We start from the raw sequence: 18,200 nt of genomic DNA, 5'->3' as shown, positions 1-18,200 counted from the left end.
TGACGATCGCCGCGACTCTAGGGCGACCCTCCGACAGTTCGCGGGGACCACTCCATCCGCAGGTCGGGGGCTCGCTCCTCGTTCTCCGAGCCGTCGGTGTGCTCCCGCTCGAGCAGGCCGTGGGCGGCGTAGAAGGCGCGGGCAGCGGCGTTCTGCTCGAAGACCCAGAGGCTGAACCCGTCGGGATGGCGGGCCTTGACGACGTCCAGCAGGGCGCTGCCGACCCCCGTGCCCTCGTGCGTCGGGTCGACGTAGAGGTCGTCGAGCCAGGTCCGGGTGAACCGCGCGTACCCGACCACGACGCCGCCCGTCTCGGCGACCCAGCACTCGGAGTCGCGCAGGCGCGCGGCGAGGTGCGCGCGGACCTCGTCGGGCGGGTGCACGCCCGGCGGCATCGCGGCCTGCGCCCGGGCGGCGAGCTGGACGGCGGTGAGCGCGCTCACGTCGCCCGGAACCGCCGGGCGCAGCACCAGCTCGGGCACGGCGCCGGGGTCAGTGGGCGTCGCGGACGACGTCGAGGGCGTGCGCGAGGTCGTCGGGGTAGGTCGACTCGTACTCGACGTACTCACGGCTCTCCGGGTGCTCGAAGCCCAGCCTCACGGCGTGCAGCCACTGCCGCTCGAGCCCGACGCGACGGGTCAGGACCGGGTCGGCGCCGTACGTGATGTCGCCGACGCATGGGTGCTTGAGTGCGCTCATGTGGACCCGGATCTGGTGGGTGCGCCCGGTCTCGAGATGGATCTCGAGCAGGCTGGCGAAGCGATGGGCCTCGAGGGTCGCGTAGTGCGTGACGCTGTGGCGCCCGTCCTCCATCACCGCGAACTTGTAGTCGAAGCGCGGGTGCCGCCCGATCGGCGCGTCGATCGTCCCCTCGAGCGGGTCCGGGTGGCCCTGCACCAGCGCGTGGTAGGTCTTGTCGACGGTGCGCTGGCGGAAGGCGTTCTTGAGCACCGAGTACGCGTGCTCGGACTTGGCGATCACCATCACGCCCGACGTGCCGACGTCGAGGCGCTGGACGATCCCCTCCCGCTCCTTGGCCCCCGAGGTGGAGATCCGGAAGCCGGCGCCCGCGAGGTGGCCGACGACCGTCGGGCCGCGCCAGCCGGGCGAGGGGTGGACGGCGACGCCGACCGGCTTGTCGATCACCACGATGGCGTCGTCGTCGTGGATGATCTTGATCCCCTCGACCAGCTCCGGGACCACCTCGAGCGGGTCGGTCTCGGCCGGGATCGAGACGTCGAGCACGGATCCGGCCAGGACCCGCTCGCTCTTGCCGCCGACCGGGGTGCCGTCGAGGGAGACCAGCTCCTGGGCGATCAGGTCCGCGGCCCGCGTCCGCGAGACGCCGAACAGCTGCGCCATCACGACGTCGACCCGCTCGCCCTCGAGGCTGTCGGGGACCGCGAGACTGCGGTGGTCGGCGGAGGTCACGACTCCCCCTCCACGTCCGGTCGCTCGGCGGCCTGCACCCGGGTGCCGTCGAGGCTCACCCCGCGCAGGACCTGGACCAGGATGAGGCCGACGCCCACGTTGATGCAGATGTCGGCGACGTTGAAGACGGGCCAGTTCGGGAGCATGAGGAAGTCGACCACGTGGCCGCGGAACGGGCCGGGCTCGCGAACCATCCGGTCGATGAGGTTGCCGTCGATGCCGGCGAGCAGGAGGCCCAGGCCGACCGCCCACACCTTGCTGACGACCCGGCGGCTGGTCCACAGCACGACGAGGGTCGCGGCGCAGGCCAGGCAGGTGATCGCGACGGTGAACCGGGTCCCGAGGCTGAAGGCGGCGCCGGGGTTGTAGGTCAGATGCAGCTGCAGCAGCTCGCCGACGACCTCGACATCCGGCTGGCCCGCGAGCTCGCGGACCGCCAGCACCTTCGAGACCTGGTCGACGGCGACCATCACGACCACGACGGACGCAAAGAGCAGCCAGCTGCGCGGGTGGCTGAGGAGGCCCTCTCCGGTCCGGCCGGGCCCGTCGTCGCGGTGGTCTACCGGCGTTCCTCGCGCTGCTTGCATGTCATGCACAGTGTGGCACGCGGGAACGCCATCAACCGCATCTTGCCGATGGGGTTGCCGCAGGACTCGCACACGCCGTACGTACCGTCGTCGATGCGCGCCAGGGCCCGGTCGATCTGGGCCACCTTCTCCCGCTCGTGGTTGAGCACCGTGAGCTCGTGGTCGCGCTCGAAGCTCGTCGCGCCGAGGTCGGCCTGGTCCTGCCCGGCGCCGTCGCCGGAGTCGCGGAGCAGGCCGGTCAGGTCCGCCTCCTGCTCCTCCAGGATCCGGGCGCTCGCCTCGCGCTGCTCGTGGAGCTCGGCCATCAGCTCCGCGAGCTCCTCGGCCGACCACGCCTGCTCGTGGTCGAGGACGACCAGGGACGCGGGCGCCGCCTTCTTGGCGGATGCTGCCTTCTTCACCGAACCTGCCTTCTTCGCGGGGGCTGCCTTCGTGGCGGGAGTGGCCGTGGTGGCCGGTGCTGCTGTCTTCTTGGCCGGGGCCGCCTTCTTGGCCGGTGCCGCCTTCTTGGCCGGTGCCGCCTTCTTGGCCGGAGCCGCCTTCTTGGCCGGAGCCGCCTTCTTGGCCGGAGCCGCCTTCTTGGCCGGTGCCGCCTTCTTGGCCGGTGCCGCCTTCTTGGCCGGTGCCGCCTTCTTGGCCGGTGCCGCCTTCTTGGCCGGAGCCGCCTTCTTGGCCGGTGCCGCCTTCTTGGCCGGTGCCGCCTTCTTGGCCGGTGCCGCCTTCTTGGCCGGTGCCGCCTTCTTGGCCGGTGCCGCCTTCTTGGCCGGTGCCGCCTTCTTCGCCGGTGCCGCCTTCTTCGCCGGTGCCGCCTTCTTCGCCGGTGCCGCCTTCTTCGCCGGTGCCGCCTTCTTCGCCGGTGCCGCCTTCTTCGCGGGAGCCGCCTTCTTCGCCGGTGCCGCGGCGGCCGCTGCCTTCCGTGGGCGGATCATCTTCCGGGCGGCGGAAGCGGCCTGACCGGCCAACGACTTCTTCGTGCTGCGGGCCATGAAGGACTCCTCGGAGGCGGCGACCCACGCGCGAGCGAGCGGTGGGCGTGCTGCGGAGGGTAGCGGCTACGGCGGGCGGGTCCAAGCAGCCACACCGCCCGGCATGACGACGAGACCGGTCGGCCCGCGGTGCGGGCCGACCGGTCTCGGTCGGTCGGAGATCTCGGCTGAGCGGGTGGCTCAGGCCTCTTCCTCGCCGAGGATGGAGCGCAGCCGCTTCGGGGCCGGCGTCTCCTCCACGGGCGCCAGGGTGTCTCCCGGCGTCTGCAGCGCCTCGAGCTGCTGGGTGAAGTAGCTCTTGAGGCGGGAGCGGTACTCGCGCTCGAAGGAGCGCAGGGTCTCCACCTCCGCGGAGAGCTTGTCGCGCTCCTTCTCGAGGTCGCCGAACAGCTGGGCGCGACGCTCGGCGGTCTCCGCGTCGAGCATCTCGGCGCGGGTGCGGGCGTCGGACTCGAGCCGGTCGGCCTTGATCTTGGCCTCGGAGGCGAGCCGCTCGGACTTGGTCCGCGCCTCGCCGACGATCTTGTCGGCCTCGTTCTTGGCGTCCTCGACGAGCTCGTCGGCGTTGCGCGTGGCGATCTCGAGGAGTCGGGCGGCGGCGTTGGACGCCTCGGGCACGGTCTCGACCCGGATCGTCTCGACGCCACCGGCGACGGCAGGAGCCACGGGCGCGGCGGCGGGGACGGGCTCGACCGGAGCGGGCGGCTCGACGGCGGCCGGCGGCTCGGCCACGACCTCGGGCACCGGAGCCAGCTGGGTCGGCGCATCGAACGTCGCGGACGTCCCGGCCTGCGCCGCAGCGAGCTTCGCGCGGAGGTCGTCGTTCTCCTGGGTCAGGCGGGCGAGCTCGGCCTCCACCTCGTCAAGGAACTGGTCGACCTCGCCCATGTCGTAGCCCTCGCGCAGCCGAACCGGCGTAAAGCGCTTGTTGCTCACGTCCTCAGGCGTCAGGGGCATGACCTCACCAATCTATGCGGAAGAAAGACTTCGACAGGTATGTCTTCACGAACCATAGCGCTTGCCCTGATGAAGGCGGCATCCACGGTCCGAGGGTGACACTCCGGTCCGGCCAGCGTCGTGGCGACCACTGGCGTCACAGGAGTATCACAGGAGAAGAGTAGAGCGGTTCACCGAGAGCAGCACGTAGGCCAGGATCATCACCAGGATGAAGCTGATGTCGAGGGCGAAGTTGCCGATCCGGATCGGCTTGATCACCTTGCGCAGGCCGTTGATCGGCGGATCCGTGACGGTGTAGGCGAGCTCCAGGAAGACGAGCACCGGCCCCCGGGGCTCCCAGGCGCGAGCGAAGACCTGCACCCAGTCGGTGATGAAGCGGACCCACAGGAACGCGATGAAGGCGAACAGCACGCCCTCGATGATCCAGCCGACGATCGTCACGCCCGAAAACCTACCGGGTGGGGTGGGCGGGGCCGTGGGGTGGTTTCGAGGCTCGGCGCCGGGGCGCCTCGCACCTCAACCACCGGCGCGGCCTGGGCCGGGGTGCCGGAGGTTTCGAGGCTCGGCGCTGGGGCGCCTCGCACCTCAACCACCGGGGCGGGCCGGGACTGGGGGCCGGAGGTTTCGAGGCTCGGCGCCGGGGCGCCTCGCACCTCAACCACCGGCGGCGGCGAACGTCTGGCCGCCGAGCGACCCGGCACCGAGCGAGCCTCGACCGCGGGGCCGGCAGCGTGTCGGACGCGGCGAAGCCGCACCGGGGGAAGCCCGCGGTCCGAAGCGAAGCGAGGACCGTGCGGCGAGCCCGGTATCCGACACGCTCGGCCCTGAGGACTCAGCTCTGGTTGAAGAAGCCGTCCGCCGCGATCCGCTGCTTGTCCTCGGCCGCGACCGTCACGTTGGGCGGGGAGAGCAGGAAGACCTTGTTGGTGACGCGCTCGATGCTGCCGCGGGTGGCGAAGATGAGGCCGGCGGCGAAGTCGACGAGCCGCTTGGCGTCGGCGTCGTCCATCTCGGTGAGGTTCATGATCACCGGGATGCCCTCGCGGTACTCCTCACCGATCGAGCGGGCCTCGTTGTAGGTGGTGGGGTGCAGGGTCGTGATCCGGGAGAGCTCGGCGACCACCGGCTGCGGGGCGACCGCGACGGGGCGGCGGCGCTCCTCGAGGTCGGCGACGCTGCCCGCGGCCGTGCCGGACGGTACGGCGCGCACGGGGCGCTCGTGCCGGGACTCGCGCGTCTCGCGCGCGCGGGCCGGCTCGGTCACCTCGTCGTCGTACTCGTCATAGCCGGTGTCCTCCAGCAGGCCGAGGTACTCACCGATCCTGCGCATCGCACCGCTCATGACTTTGCCTCCGTGATCTGGCGCTCCCGGATCGCGGGAGCGTCTGGTGGTGTTGTGGACATTACTGGACTCCCACCCTCGAACCGAGGATGGCGGAGCCAACGCGTACGTGTGTCGCACCGACGGTGATCGCGGCCTCCAGGTCGCCGCTCATCCCTGCGGAGAGGATCGTCGCGTCGGGGTGCCGGGACAGGAAGTCGGCGCGGATCCCGGCGAGCCGGGCGAAGGCCAGGGCGGGGTCGTCGTCGAGGGGGGCGACGGCCATCAGGCCCCGCAGCCGCAGCTCGGGAGTGCGGGCGACCTCGTCCGCCAGCGCCGGCAGGCCGGTGGGGTCGGCACCGAAGCGGTGGTCGCGTCCCGGCGGGTCGAGGCTGACCTGGAGCAGGACCTCGACGACGCGACCGGCGTCGGCGGCACCCCGCGCCAGGCGCGGGACCAGCGCCGGGCGGTCCACCGACTCGACGACGTCGGCGTAGTGGGCGACGGCGGCGGCCTTGTTGGACTGGAGGCCCCCGATGAAGTGCCAGCGCAGGCCCAGGTCGGCGCACTGCGCGGCCTTGGCCTCCGCCTCCTGGTGCCGGTTCTCCCCCACGTCGGTGACGCCGAGCCCGGCGAGGAGCCGGACGTCGGAGGCCGGGAAGAACTTGGTGACGACGACGAGGGCGACGTCGTCAGGCGCCCGGCCGGCGTCGGTGGCGGCGCGGGCGATCCGGTCCCGGACCTCCGCCAGGCGGTTCCGCAGCTGCTCGGCGCGCTCGGGGCTCGCGGTCATGAGAGCCACACCAGCCCCGCGAAGCGGCCGGCCGCGTCGCCGTCGCGGCGGTAGGAGTGGAGACGCGGCTCCTCGCGGGTGCACCCGGGCACCGTCGTGACCGCCACGCCGGACGCGGCGAGCTGGGCCGTCACTCCGGCGCCGAGGTCGAGGGCGGGAGTCCCCCAGCTGGTCTCGGCGTACGTCGACGGCACGCGGGCGGCGACCTCCTCGCGCAGGGTGGCAGGAACTTCGTAGCACCGTCCGCAGATGTGAGGACCCACCCAGGCGGCGAGCTCGGTGGCGCCCAGCAGGCGCATCCGCTCCACGGTGCGGGTGACGACGTCCTCCTGGACGCCGCGGCGGCCGGCGTGCGCGACACCGATGACACCGGACGCGAGGTCGGCGAGGACGACCGGCACGCAGTCGGCGACGCGCACCATGAGGCCGAGCTCCCGCGCGGCGCTGACCTGGCCGTCGGCGGTGGGCACGCCGTCGGCGGCGCCCTCGCGATCGACCACGTCGGCCGCGTGGACCTGGTCCATCCGGGCGAACGGGACGCCGGTGGCGCTCCTCAGCGCCTCGAGGGCGGCGGGGAGTCCGGCGGCCTCGCGCAGGTCCAGCGAGGCGTCCGTGAACGCGACCTCGACCCGGCTCCCGCTGGCGCGGTCCGGGTCGAGGTCGGCGGTGTCACGGAAGAAGAACACGGCTCACTTGAGGAAGTCGGGCACGTCCAGGTCGTCGCCGTCGTCGAACTGCATCGGCGCCGGGTTCGTGCGGGCGCCGACCGGCTGGGGCTCGGACTGGGGGTCGGACTGGGGCGCCGCCTCGCGGGCGGGGGCCGCGGGCTCCTCCCGGCGCTGCTGCGCCGCCGGGGTGGCCGAGCGCGCCGGCGCCGGCGTGGCCGGCGCCTGCTGCGGACGGCGCACGGTGGACTCGTCGCGGCGCTTGGGCAGGCCGCCGTCGAAGCCGGCGGCGATGACCGTCACGCGCACCTCGTCGCCGAGAGCGTCGTCGATGATGGTGCCGAAGATGATGTTGGCGTCGGCGTGCACCGCGTCGGCCACCATGGCCGCGGCCTCGTTGATCTCGAAGATGCCGAGGTCCGAGCCGCCGGCGATGGAGAGCAGCACGCCGTGGGCGCCGTCGATGGACGCCTCGAGGAGCGGGCTGCTGATCGCCATCTCGGCGGCGGCCAGCGCGCGGTCCTCGCCCCGGGCCGAGCCGATCCCCATCAGGGCGGAGCCGGCGTTGCTCATCACGGCCTTGACGTCGGCGAAGTCGACGTTGATCAGGCCGGGGGTTGTGATGAGGTCGGTGATGCCGGAGACGCCCTGCAGCAGCACCTGGTCGGCCTGCTTGAACGCGTCCAGCATCGACACGTTGCGGTCCGAGATCTGCAGCAGCCGGTCGTTCGGGATCACGATGAGGGTGTCGACCTCCTCGCGGAGCCGCTCGATGCCCTCGTCGGCGGACTTCTTGCGGCGGGCGCCCTCGAAGGTGAACGGACGGGTCACCACACCGATGGTCAGCGCGCCGAGCGAGCGGGCGATCCGGGCCACGACGGGGGCGCCGCCGGTGCCGGTGCCGCCGCCCTCGCCGGCGGTCACGAAGACCATGTCGGCGCCCTTGAGCACCTCCTCGATCTCCTCTGCGTGGTCCTCGGCGGCCTTGCCGCCCACGTCGGGGTTCGCGCCCGCGCCGAGACCGCGCGTCAGCTCGCGGCCGATGTCGAGCTTGACGTCGGCGTCGCTCATCAGCAGCGCCTGGGCGTCGGTGTTGATGGCGATGAACTCGACGCCCTTGAGGCCGACCTCGATCATCCGGTTGACGGCGTTGACGCCGCCACCACCGATGCCGACGACCTTGATGATGGCCAGGTAGTTCTGTGCTGCTGCCACGGCGGCTCCACCTCTCCGGTGTTGTCCGAAAGTTTGAATGTGTGTCCGTTCACCGACGTTCGGCGGCCGGACCGCTTCCCCGTGGCCGACCGGCGTGTCGTCACAACCCTTACCCTCAACCTGAGGGTTATAGTTATGTCAACCTCGTCGTGGTCATGACAGTAGGGACGCGGCGGCACGCGATCGCGCAGACACGCCGCGCGGGAGGGCGACAAACCCGCTGGTTCGGAGAGCCGGCGCCTCAGCGGGTCGTCGGGGCGCCCGGGACGGAAACGTCGTACACCTTCGCGTCCACGTTGAGCAGCTCGAGGATCACCCGCGCCTTGTCCTCGGCCTGCTCCGCGCTCCCCCAGCGGACCAGCCGACCGTCGCGCAGGTGCAGGTCGATCTCGTCGACCGTGCGCACCTCGACGAAGTCGACCAGCTCGGCGACGGCGGGGTCGAGGGCCACGACGACGGCGGCGCCCTCGGCGAGCGCGTCCTCGTCCGCGCCCGGCCCGACCTTGACCCGCGGCAGCCCGGCGGGCGCCTTCGCCAGACGCCCGAAGGCGACCCCGCTGGCATCGAGGTTGGTCAGCCGGTCCCCCCGGTCGAGCACCGCCACCGGGGTGCGCTCGACGATCTCGATGCGGACGTCGTGGGGCCAGGTCCGTGACACGTCGACGGACCTGACCGTCGCCAGGGACTTCAGCCGGACCTCGACGGCGCGCAGGTCGACGCTCGCGAGCGGCCCGCCGAGGGGCACGTCCGCGGTCGCGAGCACCTGCTTCTCGGACAGCTGCGCGTTCCCGACCACCTGCACCCCCTCGGCCCGCAGCCAGCTCGAGAAGTAGACGGCGTAGACGCCGAAGCACACCGCGCCGACGAGCAGCACCGCAGCCAGCACGTAGCGCCAGGTGAGCCACCGCCGCGCGCGCTGCCGGCGCGCGAAGGCCCGCCGCATCCGGTCCTGCGGGCTGCGCGTCGTGTCGCGGGAGCCGCGCCGTCTAGGCCTCGCCATCGCCCCGCTCCGCCAGGGCGGTGAGGACCCGGGGCGCCAGCGCGGTGACGTCACCGGCGCCCAGGGTGAGCACGAGGTCGCCGGGCCGCGCCAGCGCCACCACGGCGGCGAGCGCGTCCTCCCGCTCGGGCACGAAGCGGACCTGCCCCCGCGGCAGCGGCACCGCGCCCGCCACCAGCGCGCCGGTGACCTCGGGGTCGGGGTCCTCGCGGGCGACATAGACGTCCATCACGACGACCTCGTCGGCGACTCCGAGCTCGCGGCCCATCTGCTCGCCGAGGAGACGGGTGCGCGAGACGAGGTGGGGCTGGAAGCACACGACGAGCCGCTGGTCGCCGGCGACCAGGGAGCGCGCGGCCTCGAGGTCGCCCCGGATCTCGGAGGGGTGGTGGGCGTAGGAGTCGTAGACGCGCACGCCGGCGGCCTCGCCGACCGGCTCCATGCGCCGCTTCGCGCCCTGGTGGCGCGCGAGCCCGCGGACCAGGGCCGCGGGGTCCTGCCCGAGCTCGAGGCCGACGGCCAGCGCCAGCAGCGCGTCCTGGGCGTAGTGACGGCCGGGCACCGCGAGCTCGACGGCGCCGAGGTCCTCGCCGTCACGGTCGACGCGGAAGCGCGTGCGTCCCGCCTCGATGACCAGGTCGTGCCCGCGCAGCCGCGCGCCGTCGCCGAAGCCGACCGTGCGGGAGGTCAGGTCGGGCCGCTCCGCGAGGGTCACGGGCGCGCGCCGCGCGAACTGCGCGAACGCCGCCTCGTAGGCCTCCTCGGTGCCCCAGTGGTCCAGGTGGTCGGCGTCGACGTTGGTGACCACGGCGATGCGCGGGGTGTAGACCAGGAAGGCGCCGTCCGACTCGTCCGCCTCCACGACCGCGACCCGCCCCGTGCCGAGGCGCGCGTTGGTGCCGAGGGTCTCGACCTCGGCGCCGATCGCGAAGGTGGGGTCGAGGCCTGCCTCCTGCAGCGCGACGACGGTCATCGCCGTCGTCGTGGTCTTGCCGTGGGTGCCGGCGACGGCGACCACGTCCTTGTCCAGGAGCACGGACTGGAGACCGGCCGAGCGCGGCCACAGGCGCAGGCCCCGCGCGAGAGCGGCCACGATCTCGGGGTTGTCCTCGCGGACGGCGGTGGTGGCGATCACGGTGTCGACGCCGTCGAGGTGCGCCGGGTCGTGCCCGACCTGGACCGCGATGCCCTCCTCGCGCAGCGCGCGCACGACGGCGGAGTCCGAGGCGTCGCTGCCGGCGACCGGGACGCCGGACTGGTGCATCAGCCGCGCGATCCCGGACAGGCCGGCGCCGCCGATGCCGACGAAGTGGACGCGCCCGAGCCGGTCGGCGGGGAGGATCTCGTCGGGGACCGGGATCTTCACCGGGCCGCTCCGGCGACGTCCAGGACGATCCGGGCGAGCCGCTCGTCGGCGTCGCGGGGAACGAGGTCGGACGCCGCGGCGGACATCCGGGCGAGCCGCTGGGCGTCGCGGGCGAGGGCGGGCACCGTGTCGGCGACGTAGTCAGCGCTGAACGCCGCGTCCTCGACCAGCAGCGCTCCCCCGGCCTCGACGACCGGCCGCGCGTTGAGCGCCTGCTCGCCGTTGCCGATGGGCAGCGGGACGAAGATCGCAGGGACGCCGGTCGCCGCGGCCTCGACCACGCTGGACGCACCCGCGCGACAGACCATGACGTCCGCAGCGGCCAGCGCGAGGTCCATCCGCTCCACGAAGGGCACGACGACATAGGGCGCGCCCGCCGCGGCGGGCTCGGACCAGCTGGGGTCGCTCGCGCCCCGGGGCCCGACGACGTGGAGCACCTGGACGCCGGCGGCGCCGAGCGCCCCGGCGGCACCGCTCACCGCCTGGTTCAGCCGCCGCGCGCCCTGCGAGCCGCCGGTGACGACGAGGGTGGGTCGGTCCGGGTCCAGGCCGAAGAAGGACCGGGCCTCCGCACGCAGGGCCGCACGGTCGAGGGTCGCGATCATCCGGCGGATCGGGAGGCCGACGTACTCCGCCCTGCGCAGCGGGGTGTCCGGGAAGCTCACCGCCACCCGGTCCGCGAGCCGGGCGCCCACCTTGTTGGCGATCCCGGGCAGGGCGTTCTGCTCGTGGACGACCAGCGGCAGCCTGCGGCGCCGCGCGGCGACGTACGCCGGCATGGAGACGTAGCCGCCGTAGCCGACGACGACGTCCGGCCGGACCTCGTCGACGACCTCGAGGGCCGCCTTGACCGCACGCCGCAGGCGCTGCGGGACGAGGGCGAGGTCTTTGCCGGGCCTGCGCGGCAGCGGCACCGGCGGGACCAGCCGGAGCGGGTAGCCCGCGGCGGGGACGACGGTGTTCTCCAGTCCACGCGGCGTGCCGAGACAGGTGATCTCGGCGTCCGGGTCGAGGCGGCGCAGGGCGTCGGCGGTGGCGAGCAGTGGCGAGGTGTGCCCCGCCGTCCCTCCGCCGGCCAGAAGAATCCTCACGCGGCAGAACCTACTTCAGGCACTCAGGCCCGCCGACCTGGCCCGGCGCCGCTGGGCGAGCGCGCGGGCCGCCGCCGGCTCGCGCCGGGCGAAGCCGATGACGAGGCCGAGCGCGGCCAGGGTCGGGAGCAGGCTGGAGCCGCCGTAGGACACCAGCGGCAGGGGGATGCCGATGACCGGGAGGAGGGCCAGCACCATGCCGACGTTGATCATCATCTGGCCGAGGAGCCAGACGACGATGCCGAAGGTGCAGTAGCGGACGAACGGCTGCTTGGTCTCGCGGGCGACCCGGATCGCGGCGTAGGCGAGGACGAGGAAGAGCCCGATCACGAGGAGGGTGCCGACCAGCCCGAGCTCCTCGCCGAGCACGGCGAAGATGAAGTCGGTGTGGGCCTCCGGAAGCTGGCCCCACTTCTGCTGGCTGGCCCCGATGCCCTCGCCGAAGACTCCCCCGCTGGCCATGGCGTACAGGCCGTGGGCGGGCTGCCAGCCCGTGCCGTGGTAGTCCTTGAACGGGTCGGCGAAGTTGTAGATGCGGGCCAGGCGCTCGGAGTCGGTCGCCGCGAGGCCGAGGGCGAGCACGCTGACGCCGAGCATCGCGAGCGCGAAGAGCTTGCCGGGCGCGCCGACCACCCACAGCATCGCGATCAGCAGCGCGAAGAAGATCAGCGCGGTGCCGAGGTCGCGGCCGACCACGACGAGGGTGGTCGCGAGCACCATGCCCGGCACCACCGGGACGAGCATCTGGTGCAGGCTGCCGAGCCGTCGCTCCTTGTTGGCGTAGATGTGGCTGGCCCAGATGATCAGCGAGAGCTTGGCGATCTCCGAGGGCTGGACCTGGATCGGTCCGAGCACCAGCCAGTTGGTGTTGCCGTTGACCTCGCGTCCCGCGAAGGCGGTCACCACGAGCAGGACGAGCGACACCGAGAACGCCGGATAGGCCAGCCCGCGCACCCAGCGCACCGAGACCCGGGAGGCGATGAAGGCGCAGGGCACGCCGATCACCACCCACATCAGCTGGCGGCGCACGATCGTGTACGAGTCGCCGGTCTGGCTGTAGGCGCGCACGCTGGAGGCGCTCAGCACCATGATCAGGCCGATGACCAGCAGCAGGGCGGTCGCGCCGAGCAACAGGTAGTACGTCGTCAGCGGCCGGTCCAACGCGTCCTTGAGGGCGCTGAGCCAGCCGGGCCTGCGGTCGGTGAGACGGCGATCGGCGAGACGGCGGGCGCTGAGGCGGCGCACGGGGAGACGGAGCCTCCCAGGGCCCGAGGTCTCAGGATTGGCGGTGGTGATGACGACCCCCTCGCTCCTGCTCGGCCCCTGCTACTCCCCGACGTGCTCCCTGACCGCGGCGGCGAACGCGTCTCCCCGCGCGGCGTAGTCGGTGAACTGGTCCATCGAGGCGCATCCCGGCGCCAGCAGCACGGTGTCGCCCGGCTGGGCGGCCTCGGCTGCAGCGGCGACCACGCGCCTCATCAGGTCGAGCTCTCCGACGGCACCAGTCTCGGGGAGGTCGACCTCGATCACCGGCACATCGGGCGCGTGTCGCGAAAGCGCCTCCGCGATCACGTGGCGGTCCCGGCCGATGAGGACCGCGGCCCGGAGCCGGGTCGCCGCGGTCCGCACCAGGTCGTCGAAGCTGGCGCCCTTGGCGAGTCCGCCGGCGACCCAGACGACCGGCTCGTAGGCGGCCAGCGAGGAGGCGGCCGCGTGCGGGTTGGTCGCCTTGGAGTCGTCGACCCAGGCCACCCCGTCGCGCTCGGCGACCAGCGCGATCCGGTGGCCGTCGGGACGGAAGGAGCGCAGCCCCTCGCGTACGGCGGCCTGGCTGATGCCGTGCGCCCGCGCCAGCGCCGCTGCGGCCAGGGCGTTGGCGACGAAGTGCGGCGCGCTGGAGGCCAGCTCGTCGAGGGTGCACAGCTCGGCGGCGCTCGTGGCGCGCTCCTCGATGAACGCGCGGTCGACCAGGATGTCCTCGACCACGCCGAGCATCCCGACACCGGGAGTGCCGAGCGTGAAGCCGATGGCGCGGGTGCCCTCGACGACGTCCGCCTCGCGCACCAGCCGCTCCGTCGCCGGGTCGGCCACGTTGTAGACGCAGGCGCGCTGGACTCCCTGGTAGATCCGTCCCTTGTCGCGGGCGTAGTCCTCCATCGCGGAGGGCCCGGCGTACCAGTCGAGGTGGTCCTCGGCGAGGTTGAGGACGGCGGCGCTCTCGGCGGCCATGGTCTCGGTGTAGTGCAGCTGGAAGCTCGAGAGCTCCACGGCGAGGACGTCGTAGGGCTCGGGGTCCATGACCGCCTCGGTGAGCGGCAGGCCGACGTTGCCGGCGGCGACGCTGCGCAGGCCGGCGGCGCGCAGGATGCTGTCGAGCATCTGCACGGTGGTGGTCTTGCCGTTGGTGCCGGTGACGCACAGCCAGGGCGCGGGGTGGGCGGGGTCGCGCAGCCTCCAGGCCAGCTCGACCTCGCCCCACACGGGGATGCCCGCCTCGCGGGCGGCCGCCACGATCGGCGCGTCGGGCCGGAAGCCCGGGGACACCACGAGCACGTCGATGTCCGCGGGCTCGGCGGGCAGGCCCGCCGTGGCGCCCTCCCGGATGTCGATGCGGGCGCCGAGGACCTCGAGCAGCTCGGCGCGCTCTCGGACGCTCGGGCTGGCGGCCTCCGCGACCGCGTGCACCGAGGCGCCGAGGTGGAGCAGGTTGTCGACCGCGGCCGCGCCGCTCGCGCCGAAGCCCGCGACCACGGCGCGGACCCCCTCCCAGGAGTCGGCGCGGCCCAGCGTGGAGACGTCGCGGCTCACCGCGTCGCGCTCACAGCCGGGAGACCCATTCGGCGTAGAAGATGCCGAGGCCGGTCGCGACGAACAGGCCGGTGATGATCCAGAACCGGATCACCACGGTGACCTGCTCCCAGCCGAGCATCTCGAAGTGGTGGTGGATCGGCGCCATCCGGAAGATCCGCCGGCCCTTGGTGAGCTTGAAGAAGCCGACCTGCATCATCACCGAGACCGTCTCCAGGACGAACAGGCCGCCCAGGATGACCAGCAGCAGCTCGGTCCGGGTGAGGATCGCGAACCCGGCGAGGGCGCTGCCGAGGGCCAGCGAGCCGGTGTCGCCCATGAAGATCTTGGCGGGCGAGGCGTTCCACCACAGGAAGCCGAAGCACGCACCGGTGATCGCCGCGGCGATGATCGCCAGGTCGAGCGGGTCGCGCACGTTGTAGCAGGTGGCGCTCGGGTCCTCCTGGCAGAACTGGTTGTTCTGCCAGATGTTCACCAGCGTGTAGGCACCGAAGACCATCACCGAGGCGCCGGCCGCGAGCCCGTCGAGGCCGTCGGTGAGGTTGACCGCGTTGCTGAAGCCGGCGACGAAGAGCCAGATCAGCAGGATCGCCAGGACCGTCGGCAGCACGAACCAGTCGAGCTCGCGCAGGAAGGAGACCTTCTCGCTGGCCGGCGTCCGGCCGTGCTCGTCCTCGAGCCACGGCGAGAGGGCGAGCCACCCGAAGACCAGCGCGATCACCGTCTGCCCGGCCATCTTGGCCTTGCTGCGCAGGCCGAGGCTGCGCTGCTTCGAGATCTTGATGAAGTCGTCGAGGAAGCCGACCAGGCCCATGCCGACGAACAGGAAGAGCAGCAGCATCGCCGAGGCGCTCGGCGTGGTGAGCGTGATCAGCTTCGCCGCGAAGTAGGCGATCACCGCGGCCAGGATGATGACGACGCCGCCCATGGTGGGGGTGCCGCGCTTGGTGTGGTGGCTGGTCGGGCCGTCGTCGCGGATCTCCTGGCCGTAGCCCAGCTTGGTGAACGCGTTGATCGCGACCCGGGTGCCGAGCAGCGAGATCAGCAGGGCGATGCCGCCACCGAGCAGGATCGCTCTCACGCCGTCGTCTCCTCGGAGCCATTCATCAAGATCGCCTCTGCCACCACTTCCAGGGCCGCTCCGCGCGACGCCTTGACGAGGACGACGTCCTCCGCCCCGGCATTCTGCCGCACCCAGGCCGTCGCTTCGTCACGGCCCGCCGTGACGATCACCTCACCGGCGCCGGCGCGGGCGCCGTCGGCGATGCCGGACGCCGCCTCGCCGACGACCACCACGACGTCGACGCCCAGCCGGGCCGCGTCGGCACCGACCGCCCGGTGGCCCGCCTCGTGCTCCTCGCCGAGCTCCTTCATCTCGCCGAGGACCGCGACCGTACGGCGACGGCGCGCGCCGTCGCCCCGGCCGATCGCGACCAGTGCCTCGAGGGCCGCGCGCATCGAGTCGGGGTTGGCGTTGTAGGCGTCGTTGACCACGATCAGGCCGTCGGAGCGCTCGTCGACCTCCATCCGCCAGCGCGACGCGGCCCGGGCCTCGCTCAGCGCGCGGGCGACGCCGTCGGCCGGCAGCCCGGCGGCGATCGCCATCGCGGCCGCGGCGACGGCGTTGGGGACCTGATGGATGCCGGTCTGGCGCAGCCGGACCGGGTGCCGGACGCCCTCGTGCTCGAGGTCGAAGGCGGGCCGGCCCAGCGCGTCGAGGCGCAGGTCGTGCCAGCGCAGGTGTCCCGCCTCGCCGAAGGTGACGACGCGGGCCCGGGTCCGCGGGGCCATGGCGGCGACGAGCGGGTCGTCGGCGTTCAGGACGGCGGTGCCCTCGGCCGGCAGCGCCTCGACGATCTCGCCCTTGGCCCGGGCGATCTGCTCCCGGCCACCGAACTCGCCGACGTGCGCCGTGCCGACGTTGAGCACCGCCGCGATCGACGGCGGCGCGATGTCGCACAGGTAGGAGATGTGCCCGACGCCGCGGGCGCCCATCTCCACGACGAGATGACGCGTGTCCGGGTCCGCGCGGAGGACGGTGAGCGGCACGCCGAGCTCGTTGTTGTTGTTGGCGGCCGTCGCCACCACGGCGTCCTCACCGGCCAGGCCGCGCAGGACGGCCGCGAGGTAGTCCTTCGTGCCGGTCTTGCCCTGCGAGCCGGTCATCGCGAGGACCGTCGCGTCGAGCCGGTCGACCACGTGCCGCGCGAGCCGGCCCAGCGCGGCCACCGGGTCGGCGACGACCACGGTGGGCGCAGCCGTGGGACGGCTGCCGAGGACGGCGTGGGCGCCGTCGGCGTAGGCGTGGCCGTCGACCCGCTCCCCCACGACCGCGACGAACAGCCCGCCGGCGAGGGGGGCTCGGCTGTCGACGTACGCCGGAGCGGAGAGCGTCACGTCCGTGCCGTGCAGGGTGCCGCCGACGACGTCGGCGACCACCGAGAGCGGGAGCGGGATCACGCCCCACCTCCGGCCGGGAGGTCCGCGATCAGCTCCCGCACGATCTCGCGGTCGTCGAAGGGGTGCACGACGCCGGCGACCTCCTGGCCCGTCTCGTGGCCCTTGCCGGCCACGAGGACGACGTCCCCGGGACCGGCGCCGCGGAGGGCGGTCGCGATCGCCGCACGGCGGTCACCGACCTCCAGCACCTCCGCCGGCCCGCTGCGGGCTCCGGCGAGCACCTCGGCGCGGATCGCGGCGGGGTCCTCGCTGCGCGGGTTGTCGTCGGTGACGATCACGAGGTCGGCGAGCTCCGCGGCGATGGCGCCCATCACGGGCCGCTTGCCGCGGTCGCGGTCGCCCCCAGCGCCGATCACGACGACCAGCCTGCCACGGGTGACGGGACGGAGGGTGCGCAGCACGGCGTCGACCGCGTCGGGCTTGTGGGCGTAGTCGACGACGACGGTCAGGTCCCGGCCGGTCTCGATCCGCTCCAGGCGCCCGGGCACTCCGCCGGCCCGGCCGATCCCGTCGGCGACCTCCTGCGGCGCGAAGCCCGCCTCGGCGGCCGCCGCGATCGCGGCCAGCGCGTTCGCCACGTTGAACTCCCCCGCCAGCGGGACCGTCGCCGCCACGGTGACCCCGCCGGGGCCGTGCACGGTGAACGCCGAGCCGTCGGCCCGCTGCTCGACCGCGGAGACCGACCAGTCGGCGTCGCGGCGCGCGACGGAGTAGGTGCGCACCGGGATGCCGGCCTCGCGGGCGAGCCGGCGCCCGTGCTCGTCGTCCACGCAGACCAGGCCGAGCCGGGCGCGCTCGGGGGTGAACAGGCTGGCCTTCGCGGCGAAGTAGTCCTCGACGTCGGCGTGGAAGTCGAGGTGGTCGCGTCCGAGGTTGGTGAAGACGGCGACGTCGAACACGACTCCGTCCACCCGGCCCATGACCAGGGCGTGGCTGGAGACCTCCATCGCGCACGCGGTGACGTCGAGCTCCCGCATCCGGGCGAACAGCCCGTGCAGGTCGGGCGCCTCGGGCGTGGTGAGGGCGGTCTTGACCTCCTCCCCCGCGATCCGGGTGCCGACGGTGCCGATGACGGCGCTGCGCACCCCGGCGGCGAGCAGGCCGCCGTCGAGCAGGCGGGTGACGGTGGTCTTGCCCTGGGTGCCCGTCACGCCGATGGTGCGCAGCGCCGCGGCCGGCCGGCCGTAGACGAGCGCGGCGACGGTGCCGAGGACTCGCCTCGGCTCGGCGACGACCACGGCGGGCAGGCCGGTGGCGGCCGCGAGGTCGGCGCCCTCGGCGTCGGTCAGCAGTGCGACCGCCCCCGCCGCGGCCGCCTGGGGCGCGAACGAGGCGCCGTGGGCACGCGAGCCCGGCAGGGCGGCGTACAGGTCTCCGGGCCGCACCCGTCGCGAGTCGAGGGTGACGCCGGTGACCTCCGGGGCGCCGGTCGGCCCGTCGTACGACGCGCCGACGGCGCGCGCGACCGCGTCCAGGGGCGTGGCCGGTGGACGCGCGGGCCGCGTGGTCAGGACGTCGCC

General features: G+C 73.4%; 18 protein-coding genes. All 18 read right to left on the bottom strand.

What is annotated here, in order from left to right:
• Positions 1 to 17 precede the first annotated feature (17 nt).
• Positions 18 to 482 (bottom strand): N-acetyltransferase family protein, encoded by a 465-nt coding sequence (locus tag ACJ5H2_RS08635; RefSeq protein WP_408899159.1) that lies wholly within the window; start codon positions 480 to 482, stop codon positions 18 to 20.
• A gap of 10 nt (positions 483 to 492) precedes the next feature.
• The gene (locus ACJ5H2_RS08630) at positions 493 to 1,431 is read right to left on the bottom strand and encodes an RluA family pseudouridine synthase (RefSeq protein ID WP_408899158.1); all 939 of its coding nucleotides are present in this window, start codon (positions 1,429 to 1,431) and stop codon (positions 493 to 495) included.
• Positions 1,428 to 2,018 (bottom strand): signal peptidase II, encoded by a 591-nt coding sequence (lspA, locus tag ACJ5H2_RS08625; protein WP_408899157.1) that lies wholly within the window; start codon positions 2,016 to 2,018, stop codon positions 1,428 to 1,430. The genes ACJ5H2_RS08630 and lspA overlap by 4 nt, the downstream gene beginning before the upstream one ends.
• The gene (locus tag ACJ5H2_RS08620) at positions 1,991 to 3,004 is read right to left on the bottom strand and encodes a TraR/DksA family transcriptional regulator (RefSeq protein ID WP_408899156.1); all 1,014 of its coding nucleotides are present in this window, start codon (positions 3,002 to 3,004) and stop codon (positions 1,991 to 1,993) included. The genes lspA and ACJ5H2_RS08620 overlap by 28 nt, the downstream gene beginning before the upstream one ends.
• Positions 3,005 to 3,184: 180 nt before the next feature.
• The gene (locus ACJ5H2_RS08615; RefSeq protein ID WP_408899155.1) at positions 3,185 to 3,961 is read right to left on the bottom strand and encodes a DivIVA domain-containing protein; all 777 of its coding nucleotides are present in this window, start codon (positions 3,959 to 3,961) and stop codon (positions 3,185 to 3,187) included.
• Between the two features lie 147 nt (positions 3,962 to 4,108).
• On the bottom strand, positions 4,109 to 4,402 hold the full coding sequence (locus ACJ5H2_RS08610; protein WP_408899154.1) for a YggT family protein: 294 nt from the start codon (positions 4,400 to 4,402) through the stop codon (positions 4,109 to 4,111).
• A 391-nt stretch (positions 4,403 to 4,793) separates the two neighbouring features.
• The gene (locus ACJ5H2_RS08605) at positions 4,794 to 5,303 is read right to left on the bottom strand and encodes a cell division protein SepF (RefSeq protein WP_408899153.1); all 510 of its coding nucleotides are present in this window, start codon (positions 5,301 to 5,303) and stop codon (positions 4,794 to 4,796) included.
• A 61-nt stretch (positions 5,304 to 5,364) separates the two neighbouring features.
• Positions 5,365 to 6,075, bottom strand: a complete 711-nt coding sequence (locus ACJ5H2_RS08600) for a YggS family pyridoxal phosphate-dependent enzyme (protein WP_408899152.1) — start codon at positions 6,073 to 6,075, stop codon at positions 5,365 to 5,367.
• Positions 6,072 to 6,761, bottom strand: coding sequence for a polyphenol oxidase family protein (locus ACJ5H2_RS08595; RefSeq protein WP_408899151.1), 690 nt, complete (start codon positions 6,759 to 6,761; stop codon positions 6,072 to 6,074). Before ACJ5H2_RS08595 ends, ACJ5H2_RS08600 begins: the two co-directional genes overlap by 4 nt.
• A 3-nt stretch (positions 6,762 to 6,764) precedes the next feature.
• Entirely contained in the window at positions 6,765 to 7,955 is a 1,191-nt protein-coding gene (ftsZ, locus tag ACJ5H2_RS08590) for a cell division protein FtsZ (protein ID WP_408899150.1), read from the bottom strand.
• A gap of 241 nt (positions 7,956 to 8,196) precedes the next feature.
• On the bottom strand, positions 8,197 to 8,955 hold the full coding sequence (locus tag ACJ5H2_RS08585; RefSeq protein ID WP_408899149.1) for a cell division protein FtsQ/DivIB: 759 nt from the start codon (positions 8,953 to 8,955) through the stop codon (positions 8,197 to 8,199).
• Positions 8,942 to 10,321, bottom strand: coding sequence for a UDP-N-acetylmuramate--L-alanine ligase (gene murC, locus ACJ5H2_RS08580; RefSeq protein ID WP_408899148.1), 1,380 nt, complete (start codon positions 10,319 to 10,321; stop codon positions 8,942 to 8,944). The genes ACJ5H2_RS08585 and murC overlap by 14 nt, the downstream gene beginning before the upstream one ends.
• Positions 10,318 to 11,412, bottom strand: coding sequence for an undecaprenyldiphospho-muramoylpentapeptide beta-N-acetylglucosaminyltransferase (gene murG / locus ACJ5H2_RS08575; protein ID WP_408899147.1), 1,095 nt, complete (start codon positions 11,410 to 11,412; stop codon positions 10,318 to 10,320). The genes murC and murG overlap by 4 nt, the downstream gene beginning before the upstream one ends.
• Before the next feature lie 15 nt (positions 11,413 to 11,427).
• A complete protein-coding gene (gene ftsW / locus ACJ5H2_RS08570; RefSeq protein WP_408899146.1) occupies positions 11,428 to 12,657 on the bottom strand; it encodes a putative lipid II flippase FtsW in 1,230 nt (409 codons plus the stop codon).
• A gap of 81 nt (positions 12,658 to 12,738) precedes the next feature.
• On the bottom strand, positions 12,739 to 14,220 hold the full coding sequence (murD, locus tag ACJ5H2_RS08565; protein ID WP_408899145.1) for a UDP-N-acetylmuramoyl-L-alanine--D-glutamate ligase: 1,482 nt from the start codon (positions 14,218 to 14,220) through the stop codon (positions 12,739 to 12,741).
• A 10-nt stretch (positions 14,221 to 14,230) separates the two neighbouring features.
• Positions 14,231 to 15,301, bottom strand: coding sequence for a phospho-N-acetylmuramoyl-pentapeptide-transferase (gene mraY / locus ACJ5H2_RS08560; RefSeq protein WP_408899144.1), 1,071 nt, complete (start codon positions 15,299 to 15,301; stop codon positions 14,231 to 14,233).
• Positions 15,298 to 16,680 carry a UDP-N-acetylmuramoyl-tripeptide--D-alanyl-D-alanine ligase gene (gene murF / locus ACJ5H2_RS08555; RefSeq protein ID WP_408899143.1) on the bottom strand — a complete coding sequence of 461 codons (1,383 nt, stop codon included), beginning with the start codon at positions 16,678 to 16,680 and terminating at the stop codon, positions 15,298 to 15,300. The genes mraY and murF overlap by 4 nt, the downstream gene beginning before the upstream one ends.
• A complete protein-coding gene (locus ACJ5H2_RS08550; protein WP_408899607.1) occupies positions 16,677 to 18,155 on the bottom strand; it encodes a UDP-N-acetylmuramoyl-L-alanyl-D-glutamate--2,6-diaminopimelate ligase in 1,479 nt (492 codons plus the stop codon). Before ACJ5H2_RS08550 ends, murF begins: the two co-directional genes overlap by 4 nt.
• Positions 18,156 to 18,200: the final 45 nt, after the last annotated feature.

The sequence above is a fragment of the Nocardioides pymetrozini genome, assembly GCF_046058985.1.
GTDB lineage: Bacteria > Actinomycetota > Actinomycetes > Propionibacteriales > Nocardioidaceae > Nocardioides.
The sequence above is the reverse complement of the archived record's forward strand: the minus strand, read 5'-3'. Positions and strand labels throughout refer to the sequence as shown.

Coding starts and splice junctions, on each gene's coding strand:
- lspA (WP_408899157.1), bottom strand. CDS start 2,018: ATGCAAGCAGCGCGAGGAACGCCGGTAGACCACCGCGACGACGGGCCC.
- ACJ5H2_RS08600 (WP_408899152.1), bottom strand. CDS start 6,075: ATGACCGCGAGCCCCGAGCGCGCCGAGCAGCTGCGGAACCGCCTGGCG.
- ACJ5H2_RS08605 (WP_408899153.1), bottom strand. CDS start 5,303: ATGAGCGGTGCGATGCGCAGGATCGGTGAGTACCTCGGCCTGCTGGAG.
- ACJ5H2_RS08585 (WP_408899149.1), bottom strand. CDS start 8,955: ATGGCGAGGCCTAGACGGCGCGGCTCCCGCGACACGACGCGCAGCCCG.
- ACJ5H2_RS08615 (WP_408899155.1), bottom strand. CDS start 3,961: ATGCCCCTGACGCCTGAGGACGTGAGCAACAAGCGCTTTACGCCGGTT.
- ACJ5H2_RS08620 (WP_408899156.1), bottom strand. CDS start 3,004: ATGGCCCGCAGCACGAAGAAGTCGTTGGCCGGTCAGGCCGCTTCCGCC.